Annotated in this window: 17 protein-coding genes; 11 read left to right on the top strand and 6 right to left on the bottom strand. The window is 68.6% G+C overall.

Features of this window, described 5'->3' with window-relative positions; genetic code table 11:
* Together ACIBGM_RS03065 and ACIBGM_RS03060 are read right to left on the bottom strand one after the other, a co-directional pair.
* A complete protein-coding gene (locus ACIBGM_RS03065; RefSeq protein WP_360526904.1) occupies positions 1-957 on the bottom strand; it encodes an ABC transporter ATP-binding protein in 957 nt (318 codons plus the stop codon).
* 37 nt (positions 958-994) lie between these two features.
* Positions 995-1,270 (bottom strand): DUF1876 domain-containing protein, encoded by a 276-nt coding sequence (locus tag ACIBGM_RS03060; protein WP_360526901.1) that lies wholly within the window; start codon positions 1,268-1,270, stop codon positions 995-997.
* Positions 1,271-1,425: 155 nt separating this feature from the next.
* On the opposite strand from ACIBGM_RS03060, the gene ACIBGM_RS03055 reads away from it, so the two are divergent.
* Complete coding sequence (locus ACIBGM_RS03055) at positions 1,426-1,617, top strand: hypothetical protein (protein WP_360526898.1); 192 nt, start codon at positions 1,426-1,428, stop codon at positions 1,615-1,617.
* A 152-nt stretch (positions 1,618-1,769) separates the two neighbouring features.
* Positions 1,770-2,138, top strand: coding sequence for a universal stress protein (locus ACIBGM_RS03050; RefSeq protein WP_360526895.1), 369 nt, complete (start codon positions 1,770-1,772; stop codon positions 2,136-2,138).
* Here ACIBGM_RS03050 and ACIBGM_RS03045 read toward each other — a convergent pair.
* Positions 2,135-2,392 (bottom strand): metal-sensitive transcriptional regulator, encoded by a 258-nt coding sequence (locus ACIBGM_RS03045; protein WP_360526892.1) that lies wholly within the window; start codon positions 2,390-2,392, stop codon positions 2,135-2,137. The two genes, ACIBGM_RS03050 and ACIBGM_RS03045, sit on opposite strands and share 4 nt — an antisense overlap.
* A 124-nt stretch (positions 2,393-2,516) precedes the next feature.
* Between ACIBGM_RS03045 and ACIBGM_RS03040 the strand changes: the two genes are divergently transcribed.
* The 3 genes from ACIBGM_RS03040 to ACIBGM_RS03030 all read left to right on the top strand — a co-directional run bounded on the left by ACIBGM_RS03040 (position 2,517) and on the right by ACIBGM_RS03030 (position 4,605).
* The gene (locus tag ACIBGM_RS03040; protein ID WP_360526889.1) at positions 2,517-3,890 is read left to right on the top strand and encodes an MBL fold metallo-hydrolase; all 1,374 of its coding nucleotides are present in this window, start codon (positions 2,517-2,519) and stop codon (positions 3,888-3,890) included.
* A gap of 29 nt (positions 3,891-3,919) precedes the next feature.
* Positions 3,920-4,087, top strand: a complete 168-nt coding sequence (locus ACIBGM_RS03035; protein ID WP_360526886.1) for a hypothetical protein — start codon at positions 3,920-3,922, stop codon at positions 4,085-4,087.
* A 101-nt stretch (positions 4,088-4,188) separates the two neighbouring features.
* Positions 4,189-4,605 carry a CBS domain-containing protein gene (locus ACIBGM_RS03030; protein ID WP_360526883.1) on the top strand — a complete coding sequence of 139 codons (417 nt, stop codon included), beginning with the start codon at positions 4,189-4,191 and terminating at the stop codon, positions 4,603-4,605.
* A 404-nt stretch (positions 4,606-5,009) separates the two neighbouring features.
* Here ACIBGM_RS03030 and ACIBGM_RS03025 read toward each other — a convergent pair whose 3' ends face one another.
* On the bottom strand, positions 5,010-5,402 hold the full coding sequence (locus tag ACIBGM_RS03025) for a hypothetical protein (RefSeq protein ID WP_360526880.1): 393 nt from the start codon (positions 5,400-5,402) through the stop codon (positions 5,010-5,012).
* 143 nt (positions 5,403-5,545) lie between these two features.
* Between ACIBGM_RS03025 and ACIBGM_RS03020 the strand changes: the two genes are divergently transcribed.
* The 4 genes from ACIBGM_RS03020 to ACIBGM_RS03005 all read left to right on the top strand — a co-directional run bounded on the left by ACIBGM_RS03020 (position 5,546) and on the right by ACIBGM_RS03005 (position 8,027).
* Entirely contained in the window at positions 5,546-6,379 is an 834-nt protein-coding gene (locus ACIBGM_RS03020) for an SDR family oxidoreductase (protein ID WP_360526877.1), read from the top strand.
* Entirely contained in the window at positions 6,330-6,605 is a 276-nt protein-coding gene (locus tag ACIBGM_RS03015) for an LLM class flavin-dependent oxidoreductase (protein WP_360527008.1), read from the top strand. Before ACIBGM_RS03020 ends, ACIBGM_RS03015 begins: the two co-directional genes overlap by 50 nt.
* A 180-nt stretch (positions 6,606-6,785) precedes the next feature.
* On the top strand, positions 6,786-7,688 hold the full coding sequence (locus ACIBGM_RS03010) for a hypothetical protein (RefSeq protein WP_360526874.1): 903 nt from the start codon (positions 6,786-6,788) through the stop codon (positions 7,686-7,688).
* Positions 7,689-7,805: 117 nt separating this feature from the next.
* Positions 7,806-8,027: a hypothetical protein gene (locus ACIBGM_RS03005; RefSeq protein ID WP_360526871.1), complete on the top strand. Its 222-nt coding sequence runs from the start codon at positions 7,806-7,808 to the stop codon at positions 8,025-8,027.
* 54 nt (positions 8,028-8,081) lie between these two features.
* On the opposite strand, the gene ACIBGM_RS03000 is transcribed toward ACIBGM_RS03005, so the two are convergent.
* On the bottom strand, positions 8,082-8,807 hold the full coding sequence (locus ACIBGM_RS03000; protein ID WP_360526868.1) for an ANTAR domain-containing protein: 726 nt from the start codon (positions 8,805-8,807) through the stop codon (positions 8,082-8,084).
* Positions 8,804-9,493, bottom strand: coding sequence for a GAF and ANTAR domain-containing protein (locus tag ACIBGM_RS02995; protein ID WP_360526865.1), 690 nt, complete (start codon positions 9,491-9,493; stop codon positions 8,804-8,806). The genes ACIBGM_RS03000 and ACIBGM_RS02995 overlap by 4 nt, the downstream gene beginning before the upstream one ends.
* 188 nt (positions 9,494-9,681) lie before the next feature.
* Between ACIBGM_RS02995 and ACIBGM_RS02990 the strand changes: the two genes are divergently transcribed.
* Positions 9,682-10,371, top strand: coding sequence for a GAF and ANTAR domain-containing protein (locus tag ACIBGM_RS02990; protein WP_360526862.1), 690 nt, complete (start codon positions 9,682-9,684; stop codon positions 10,369-10,371).
* Positions 10,372-10,491: 120 nt separating this feature from the next.
* The gene (locus tag ACIBGM_RS02985; RefSeq protein ID WP_396384290.1) at positions 10,492-10,707 is read left to right on the top strand and encodes an ANTAR domain-containing protein; all 216 of its coding nucleotides are present in this window, start codon (positions 10,492-10,494) and stop codon (positions 10,705-10,707) included.
* Positions 10,708-10,998: the final 291 nt, after the last annotated feature.

Genomic DNA, 10,998 nt, shown 5'->3' with positions numbered 1-10,998 from the left:
TCACTCCCGCAACGCCGTACCGGTCAGATGGAGGAACACCGCCTCGAGATCAGGCTCGTCGACCTCCACCGAGCGGACCGACAGACCGGACCGTTCGGCCGTCTCCAGTACGTCGGGCAGCAGCCGGCGAGCCGCACCGGCGAGCACCTGGACCTGGCCGTCCTTGACGTCGGCGTGGTCCACGCCGGCCAGCCTCTGGAGCCGATCGGCCAGCGCCGCCAGGTCACCAGCCGCGGACAGCGTGATCCGATCGCGCTCGCCGAGCTGGGCGACCAGTTCCCGACGGGTGCCTTCGGCAATCAACCGGCCGTGGTCGATGATGCCGACCCGATCGCACAGCCGCTCGGCCTCCTCCATGTAGTGCGTGGTGTAGAGCACGGCCATGCCCGCGGCGCCGAACGACCGCACGCTTTCCATCACGGCGTGACGACTCTGCGGATCCACACCCACGGTGGGTTCGTCGAGCACCAGCAGGGTCGGCTCGTGCAACAGACCGGCGCCGATGTTCAGGCGCCGCTTCATCCCGCCGGAGAACGACTCGACGCGGTCGCGACCGCGGTCCGAGAGGCCGATCAGGTCGAGCACCTTGTCCACGCGATGGCTGAGCGCGCGACCGCGCAGCCCGTAGAGGCGGCCGAAGAAGCTGAGGTTCTCGCGGGCGGTCAGGTCCGGGTAGAGCGCGATGTCCTGCGGGACGTACCCGATGTACCGCTTGGCCGAGGTCGACGTCGTACCGAGCGGACGGCCGGCGACCCGGATCTCGCCCCGGTCTGCGCGCAGCAGGCCGCAGACCAAGCGGATCGTGGTTGTCTTGCCGGCGCCGTTCGGCCCGAGCAGGCCATAGGTCTCACCCGGCGCCACCTCGAAGCTGACGTCGTCGACGGCGACCCGGTCGCCGAACCGCTTGCCCAGGTGCGATGCCGACAGCACCTGCGCCGTGGTCACCTTGTCCAGCACGACAGCTGCCTCCTCTCCGCATCGACGCCGGCAACCGTCAGCGATGCAGCCGGACGTGCTCGTGCGTGAGCTGCTCGATGTCGGCCGCGGCGGCGTGGATCAGTTCGTGCGCCAGGTTGGACAGCGCCCGCGCGACCGCGAGCTCGTCGCCGATCTCGGCGATGTCGACGTCCTGTGGGTTCCGTCGCGCCGATCCCCGGCCGATCAGGTGGGTGTCGTCGTTCGTGTGCAGCCGGGCCTCCGCATGGGTGGTCCGCTCGGTGTCGTTCTCGTCGATGAAGATCTCGACGTTCCAGCGCTTGGCGGCGATCATGGCCTGCTCCTTGTCTCGATCGGCCTCTTCACGGCCATCGTCGGAGTCTGGAACGAGCGCCGACAGGGCCCTCAGGTCCCCACCGCCGGGTCCTTCAGCCCTGTCCGGCGGCTCGCCCGACGACGTGTGCTGGAAAGGCAAGAAGGGAGTCGGTCATGAGCGACATCGACAAGGCCCGCCTCCAGCGGGACGCACGGCGCGCCGCAGCCGCCCGGCGGACGAGTGGAGCGGCTCCAGAGCAGGCCCTCCTTCGGCACCTGGCCGTCGAGCTCTACCAGGACCGCCGGCGCGAGGAGACCGCAGTCCAGTCCAAGGCCAAGAAGACGACCGACGGACGGGCCGATTGACGACCTGCTGCCACTGCGACTACCAGCTCCTCGGGCTCGCACCGCCGCGCCCCATGAACACCTGGGCCAATGGTCCTAGTCGGGCCTTTCGTCGTACCACGTCCGGACCTCTGGCCCTGGCGCGACTGGGCCGAATTCGCTCGACTGGGACTATGCAGGTCACCTCCACCCGCGGCCTGGTCGTGGTCCGCGTCGACGCCACGCCCGAATCCGACGCCGCCATCGGCCAAGGCTTCGACGCCGCCCACCGCCTCGGCGCCGAGCTCATCCTCCTGCACATCCCACCGAGCGCCGACAGCCGCCACTGGGACACCCTCGCCGACGCCCCCTGGTACGCCGCCGCCCGCCAACTCGTCACCAATGCCCTCAACGGCTGGCCCGACAAATACCCGGACGTCGTCTACCGAACCCACTACCGCCAAGGCAACCCAGCCGAGGTCCTCGCCGGCTACACCAAGGTCGCCGATCGGGTCTTCACCGGCGACGGTGCGGTGGACACAATGGGCACCAAGGACCGTTAGGCAAGGGCGAGGAAGAGCTTCTCCATCTTCGCGGCGTCGACGTCGCTGTTCTCGTCGGTGAGGCAGCGCTGCAGACCCGTGCTCACGACCGCGTAACCGGCGCGCGAAAGGGCTTTGTTCACAGCCGCCAACTGGGTGAGGACCGACTCGCAGTCCGCGCCCTCCTCCATCATCCGGATCACGCTGCCGAGGTGCCCGTGCGCGCGCTTCATCCGGGTGATGATCGGTTTGATCTCATCGGGTTCGAAGTCCATCGAGCTCTTCCGTTCGGGTTCAGGACGCACCGCATCGGCGTCGGGACCGATTCTATATCCCCCCGGGGGGATCTGCTACAGTCGATGGCGAACCCCGCAGGGGGATGCAGAAGTGAGAGCCACGATGAATGACCTCAGCCTGACGATCCGGACCGTCGAGACTGCGTCGCTCGGTGACCGCAGCTATCTCGTCCACGACGGCGAGGTGGGCTTCGTCATCGATCCGCAACGCGACGTCGACCGCATCCTGGAGATCCTCCGGACCGACGGCGTGCGCCTGACCCATGTCTTCGAGACACATATCCACAACGACTACGTCACCGGCGGACTCGCGCTGGCGCGGGCCACGGGAGCGTCGTACCTGATCAATGCCGACGACGCGGTGTCGTTCGAGCGCACGCCGATCCAGGACGGCGAGATCGTGCGGATCGGTGACCGGATGCGGCTGCGCGCCATTCACACGCCCGGCCACACGTTCACCCACTTGTCCTACGCGCTCACGGACAACGACGAGCCGATCGCGGTCTTCACCGGCGGTTCATTGCTGTACGGCGCAACCGGCCGGCCCGACCTACTGGGCGCTGACCACACCGACGCCTTGGTGCGCCATCAGCACGCCTCCGCGCACAAGCTCGCCCGGACACTACCCGACGAGACACAGGTGTACCCCACGCACGGCTTCGGCTCGTTCTGCTCTGCCACCCAGTCCGACACGACCGACTCGACCATCGGCCGGGAGAAGCGCACCAATCCGGTCCTGACCCAGGACGAGGAGGACTACGTTCGCGAACTGCTCGATGGCCTGGGCGCCTGGCCGGCGTACTACGTGCACATGGCCCCGGCCAACAGCGCGGGTCCTGCCGCGCCCGACCTGTCCCTGCCCAAGCCCGCCGACGCCCAGGAACTGCGCCGCCGGATCGAGGCAGGCGAATGGGTCGTCGACCTGCGCACCCGCACGGCATTCGCCGCCGGTCACGCCCCAGGCACGCTGAACTTCGGCCTCGACGGCGCACTCGCGACCTACCTCGGCTGGTTGATCGCCTGGGGCACGCCGCTGACCCTCCTGGGCGAGACGGCCGAACAGATCGCTCAGGCGCAGCGCGAGCTCGTCCGGATCGGGATCGACCGGCCGGCGGCGCACGCCACCGGAGGACCGGAGAACTGGAGCCTCGACCTGCCGGCGTCGTTCCCGACCGCCACCTTCGCCGACCTCGAGCAGGTCCGGCACCATCGCGAGGTCGCTGTCCTGGACGTGCGTCGTACCGAGGAACACGATTCCGCCCGGATCGCGGGCGCGGTCAACATCCCGATCCACGAACTGCCGCGGCGGCTCGCCGAAGTCCCGGCCGGCGAGGTCTGGGTGCACTGCGCGGCCGGCTACCGGGCTTCGATCGCGGCTTCGTTCCTCGACGCCGCCGGGCACGCGCTCGTCGCGATCGACGACCAGTTCCAGAACGCGGCCACAGCCGGCCTTCCGGTGGTCGGACCACAGGCCTGACCGTCCCAGCCCGACAAAGGAGCCCCACCATGTGCCGACCCGTCACCTGCAAGACCTGCGCCAAGACCACCTGGGCCGGCTGCGGCCGGCACGTCGCGCAGGTCAAGTCGATGGTCCCCGCCGAGCAGTGGTGCCCCGGGCACCCGAAATCGGAGCGCCAGAACGGCAGCTGGCTCGACAGGCTGCTGGGCCGCTGACCCCACCTGTTTCTCCGAAGTCATTCACGAATGCGGCCGGAGCGTGGGGGCACCGGGCTACTCCAAGCCAGTGCTGCCGACGAGATTCGAGGGGTTCGACGATGACGACCGCGCGTGAGTTGATGACGGCCGGGGCCGAGTGTGTTGGTGAGAAGGAGACATTGGTAGAGGCTGCCCGGAAGATGCGGGAGTTGGACGTGGGCGCGTTGCCGATCTGTGGTGAGGACAATCGGCTGAAGGGGATGCTGACCGATCGCGACATCGTGGTGAAGTGCATCGCGGACGGTGGCGACCCGGCGTCGGCGATGGCGGGGCAGTTCGGGCAGGGCAAGCCGGTGACGATCGGCGCCGACGACAGCGCCGAGGAAGCCCTCAAGACGATGAGCGACCACCAGGTACGGCGACTCCCGGTGATCGACGGCCACGACCTCGTCGGCATGCTCGCGATGGCTGACGTAGCACGCAGCCTCGGCAAGTCCGACGTCGGCGACGTCGTACAGGACATCTCCCAACCCTGACGACCCACACGGGAGACACACACTGAGACGCACCAGCACTGTTCTGTCGACCATGCTCATCACGCGGCGGCCGGTACGACAGCCTTTGAACGCGAGCATGTATCGGGCCGCATGGGAGTCGAGATTCCCGGTCAGGCGAAGGAACGTGCGAACCGCATGACAGGGTTGCTGCCCTGACCGGGCTGGCCACCGGAACCGCGCTGGGCATAGCCCTCGCCGGCGTCCGTGCAGCCAGCCTACGGCGTGGACCGCTGGTCAGCGGTTGACTGTATGTCCGACCTCGTTCCCCAGCTCGCCTACGGACTAGTCACCGGCTGGGTTCCACCTGAGCCCAATCGGACGCACCGCCCGCGACAGAAGCTGGTTGTGCCTGGCAACGACGCGGCGGGGTGGGTCTGCTCGGTTCAGGATCCCGCGTGATCGTCGATCAGCGCTTGCTGGGTGACGTTGAGGTGGACGGCTTCACCGTCGACTCGGTCGATTTGGTCGGCGGTGACGTAGAGGTCACGGCCCATCAGGCCCTTGCCGTCGACCTTGACGAAGCCCGTCCGCAGAAGCCGTGCGGCGAGCGGTTCGGGTACGTCGGGCTCACGCCCGCCGATCAGCCGGCCGAGTACGCCGACCAGTCCGCCTTCCTGGTGCTCACCCTGCTGGCCCGCTGTCGTGACGGCATCGGCGTCACCCATCTTGACGAACTCGACGCGTCCCAGCTCGCTTCCCGCCTGGTCGATGACCCGCATGTCATCGCGAACCTTCGCGATCGCATCGTCGCCAGTACCGGCGATCGGCTCGGTCATGATGCCCTCCTCCGCTCAGCTCAGTCCTGCACGACCCCTGTTGCCACCGGCAAAACCCATGCCCGAATCCAGGCGACGACGCCGCTGAATGGATCTGCGACGCATCGGGCACAGGCCGTCCTGAACCGACGAGAGGAACGCGGATGCGCAGCGCAGTGATCACTGGCGCCGGAAGCGGGATCGGCGCCGCCACCGCCGTACGGCTAGACGATGAAGGATGGCGGGTGTTCGCCGGCGTCCATGACCCACGCGACGCCGAGGTGCTGGACCGGCAGACCTCCGAACGCGTGAGCGTGGCCCAGCTGGACGTGACCAAGACGGACTCGATCAGAGAGTTCGCCGGGTACGTCGACCTGGAGTTGGGCGCCGACGGACTCGACGCCCTCGTGAACAACGCGGGCAAGGGCGTCGCAGGACCATTGGAGACGCTGCCGATCGAAAGCCTCCGCGAGCAGCTGGAGGTGAACGTGGTCGGCCAGGTCGCGATCACGCAGCGATTCCTGCCGTTGCTGCGGCGCGCCGCAGGGCCGCGCGTGGTCCTCGTCGGATCTGTCGGCGGGCTGGTGGCGGTCGGCTTCGCTGGCGCCTACCACGCCTCGAAGTACGCGCTGGAGGCTATCGGCGACACCTGGCGGCAGGAGTTGGCACCGGACGGCATCGAGGTGATCCTCGTCGAACCCGGCCCGCTGTCCACTCCCATCTGGTCCAAGGCGGCAAAGTCACTCGACGCGCTCCCGCCGAACGACCGCTACAACGGACGCGTCGATGCGCTGCGAGAGCGGCTGACCCGGATGGGCAAGCAAAGCGACGGCCCGGGCGTGGCAGTCGAGCTCATCCTCGAGGCGATGACCGCAGGCCGGCCGCGAACCCGTTACACCGCGGGCGTCACGGGCGCCGTCGTACCCAAGGTGCGCCGACTGCTGCCAGATCGGCTGTTCGATCGCATCGCCCAACGCCTCGCTGCGCCCTCGAGCTGACCTCACCGCGCATGTCGTCGGGGCCGGGTGGCCGGCTGTTGCGACGCGGCACGAGATGCTGCGCGAGGCGCTGGGGATCATCCGGTTGCTGTGGAGCGGCGAGTACCACTCGTACGACGGCAAGCACCTGCGACTCGAGGACACCCGGGTGTTCGACCTCCCGGACGATCCACCGGAGATCGCCGTCGCTGTGGGAGGAACATCGGCGGTGCAGATCGCCGCCTGACATGAACGGCTTCTTCGACTTCTTCACGAAGGAACTCGCCCCGGAACTCCGAGCCCTGTGACAACGCATTTCCGAGCACGCGCCGGCCCCTTCATCGATGGTTGCCCACGGCCCGGTTCCCGAGCGTGAGTGGTCAGACGCCCACCGCGATTGGCGTTGCGCCACCGGCACGACACCCGCATGGTGGACTACGTGGACGTCGACGCGGCGGTGGTCGAGCTGTATGGGCTGGCGCCCGAGCAGTTCACCGCGGCTCGGAACGAGCTGGCCAGGCTCGCCGGCGATCCACGAGCCACCGACGCCATCAAAGCACTGCGGAAGCCTACGCTCGCGGCTTGGCTGGCGAACCAGCTGATCCGTGCCGCGCCCGACCAGATCCATGACCTCACCGAACTCGGCGAAGGACTTCGCGAAGCGCAGTTGGCCGGCGACGGGGCGCGCCTGCGCCAGCTCACTCCGCGGCGGCACTCCTTGGTCCAAGAGCTGGTCAGGACGGCCCGGACGCTGGCCCGCGAGCAGGGACACCCGGTGAGCCAGCAGATCGCACAGCGGTTGACCGAGACCCTGGATGCCGCTGTGGTCGACCCTGGCGCTGCTCAGCTGCTGCGGTCCGGGCGGCTCACCAGCGCCCTTCGCCACGTCGGGTTCGGTGTCGTCGACGAATCCGGTGGCTTCGCCGATCTCGTCCCGATCAAGCCCAGGGTCGTCCGCACCAGCCGCCCGAAACCCGCGCCGAGGAAGAAGGCCCAGCCGCCCGCCGCGAAGGTGGATGACAAGCTGCAGAGGCGCCGCGCCGACCTCGAGTCGCGGGCCCGGGAGGCGGAGTCCGACTACCAAGCCGCCGAGGCCGAACGAGTCGAGGCCGAGGCACAGCTGGACGCGCACGAACACCATCTCGCGGACCTGGAGGCGACCATCGAACGGCTCAGCGGCGCCCTCGAGCAGGCGCGACACGATCTGCGCGAGGCCAACCGCCGTACCAGGCGACTGCAGGTCGAGCTCGCCCGCACCACTCGAAACACGACCATCGCGCAACGCCGCCACGAAGCAAACCAGCAACGCCTGACCAACCTCAACGCCTAACGGGCCCTTGGGGCGGACCCCGGTCAGACCGGAGCTGAGCAACGCCCCTGACCCAGGTGGGGGTTCACGAGCTGGGTACCGGCTGAGGCGATGGCAGGACAGACCGGGGAGGTACTGATGCCTGGCAAGTCGTCGAACGTGAAGAACGAGAAGCAGTACGAAGCTCTGAAGGACAAAGGCATGTCCAAGGAGCGTGCGGCGAAGATCGCCAACTCCTCGAAGTCGAGCGAGCGCGGCGGCAAACAGAGCGGCAAGGGCGGCAACAGCAACCAAGGCGGCACCACGGCGCAGAAGAAGAAGGCCGGCCGCAAAGGCGGCAAGGCGGCATCGAAGAGCTGAACCAAAGCGCTGGCCGCACGCCTGAGACGACCCCCAGCGTGCCCCAGCCGCGGCTCAGGATTCGGTGGCGCGGGCGATGACGGTGGCGGCGGTGGTCGTGAGCGGTTCTTCCTGGCGTCGGGCCAGGCCGCGGAGATGGTCGAAGGCGGCGTCCATCGAGAGATTCTCGGTGTAGGCGATGACACCCTTGGCACGTTCGATCGTGGCGCGCTCGTCGAGTGCGGCCTGGGTCTGGGCGGCGACCAGGGCCGGTGACGCCGGGGCGGTGTGGATGACGACGAGGCACGCGATGTCCGCGAAGGCCTGCGCCACCGTCTCCTTCTCATCGGTGATCTCCACATCCGCGAGGAAGAGATTGACGGCGCCGAGCGTCTGGCCCTGCCAGTTGAGTGGTACGGCGTGGACGCCGTCGAAGCCGGCCGCGGCGAAGGCGTCCCGCAGCGTCGGCCACCGGGCTCCGATCGCCTCGAGTCCGAGCGTGGTGACCGTTCGCCCGCCGGCGACGCAGTCGAGACCAGGACCTTCGTCGACCTGCAGCTGGTACACCTCGAGGTGCTCGGCGCGGTGGTCGGTGGCGGTGAGGAACTCCAGCTGGCCCGGGTGTGGACCCGCCAGCAGGAGGCCGGCTGCGACAGCGTCGACGCACTCGGCGCAGCTGTGCAGCAGGTTGGTGATCGAGCCGATGACGTCGTGCTCGGTGACGAGGGCGGCAGTGGCAGCGGCCAGCTCGCGCACCGCCCGTTCCGGCATGGAAGCCTGGGAAGTGCCGTCGCTGGTCATGCTTCTCCTCGGAAGTCGAGTCTGCGGGTGACGACCTGGTGGGCGATGTCGGCCAGGCTGGTGTCGTGGGCGTACGCGTGGGCGCGCAGGATCGCCAGCGCGTCGTCGGGCCGGATGTGCAACTGGACCACGACCATTCCGGTGGCTTGATGGACTTCTGCCCGGGCCGACCATCTGCCGTCGATCACGGCGTCGGCGGTCAGCTCCGGATCGCGGAGCAGCGCCGCGCCGATGGCGGTCGCAAGGAACAGCGCGGCGTCGTCGGTCTCGGTGGGGCCGCCGTCGGTGAAGCTGACGGCCAGGACTCCGAACGGCCGGCCGCCCAGTCGCATCGGAATGGCTTGAACCGCCATCGGCCCGACCCGCTGCCAGGCCGCGCGGCTGAACTCGGGCCACCGGGCATCGGGTTGCTCACCCACCGTCATGGCAACCGGTGCCGTGGCTCCGTAGGCGTCCACGCACGGCCCCTGCCCGAGCACGTCCTGAAGGTCTCCGATGGCTCTGGACCGGTCGTCGGTGGCGCTCAGAGTCAGCCGGGTAGCACCTTCCTCGACAGTGATCCAGGCACCTGCCGCGGCAAGGATCAGCCGGGCGGCGTCGCAGAGCCGGTCGGCCAGGTGGCGGCTGTGGGCGTCAGCGGCGGTCAACCGCGCCAGTCTGGCCAGGATCTCCGTCCGATCCGTCATCCGGAACACCTCCACCGGCGATCTCCTGGCCGCTCGCCGTACTTGTCGAGCGTACTCACAGCTGGCGTTACGTGCTGCATCGACCCACTCGGATCACAGTGGTGCGGCGACGGGTCTCGCGGAGCCCACAAGGGTGCAGACTGAGTACGTCGACCGGGGTGTGCCGGTCCTGGTCCAGGGGAGTCGACATGGAGCAGCGAGAGCTCATCGCGGTGGTGACAGAGGTCGCTGCGACCTTGCGGGCGCCGATCGACCTCGACGAGGCCCTGGACCGGATCACCCGCAGTGCGGTGGACACGATTCCCGGAATCACGTACGCAAGCCTGTCGGTGACGACCAAGGGCGGTGACATCCGTACCCTCGCGCCGACGCATCAGGTGGCGGTTCAGGCCGATGAGTTGCAGTACCAGCTGCACCAGGGGCCGTGTTTCGAAGCGGTGGTCGGCGCACCGGTCGTTCAGGTCGACGACCTGGCCGGCGACGGTCGCTGGCCGGCGTACGGCCCAAGGGTCGCGGCATGCCTGGGGCTGCGAGCGCAGGTGGCGTTCCAGTTCAGTGCCGCGCCGCATGCCCGCGGAGCACTCAACCTGTACGCCGTGGAGGCGCACGAGCTGACCGTCGAGACCCGGCAACTGGGCGCGATGTTCGCCCACCTCGCCGCGGTCGCGCTTGGCTGGTCACGCCAGGACGAGACCCTGCACGAGGCCGTCAGCACCCGGGAGATCGTCGGTCAGGCGGTGGGAATTCTGATGGAGCGCTACAAGCTCGACGCCGACCGCGCGTTCTCGTTCCTGGTCCGGACATCACAGACCAGCAACGTCAAGCTCCGGGACGTGGCCGCCGGGATCATCGCCGACACGGTCGCCCGAACGCAGTAGCGGCGAGGGCGTACGGTGGAGGTGTTGTCGGCACTTCGCATCCGTCGCCCAAGGCGGTTCGTCGGCGATTCTCGACCCTAGTGGGCCAGTGCACGCCGGCTGGTCGTGGAAGGTCGCGCCATGGGCTTCGACTACGAAGATCCCGGCATCTCGGAGGCGGCACAGATCGACGAAGCGGCGACGCTGTCGATCGCGATGGCCCAAGGTGTGCTGATCGAGCGCTACGAACTGACTGCAGACAGCGCCCTGCTGCTGCTCGACGATCACGCTCAAGGTGCCGGCATCCCGGTGGTGGAGGCGGCCCGTTGGCTCCTCACCGCCGGCATCCTCCCCTGAAGTCCCGAAACCAGACCCCGACCTGCTCTGCGAGCCGTTCCTTCAGGTGACACAAGGCGCAACACAGTTGCGCAGGGCAAGAGTCGGAGCCATCGCACCACCCGAGTGGCGCGACTCCGCCACGGGCGTCGCCCGAGCCTTATGCGGTGCGGCTTCCCGCGGACGTCCGCGTTCGGCTGTCCTTCGCCGCGGTCGACCGGGGCTCATCCCGAGGCGCCGTCTTCGGCGCGGGGCACACCGGTCCACGACGGATCGGTCCTCCCCCGAGCCTTCGGCTCTTCCACTGCTTTT

The sequence above is a fragment of the Kribbella sp. NPDC050470 genome, from assembly GCF_044458365.1.
Classification (GTDB): Bacteria; Actinomycetota; Actinomycetes; order Propionibacteriales; family Kribbellaceae; genus Kribbella.
This window is presented reverse-complemented; position numbering and strand designations above follow the sequence as displayed.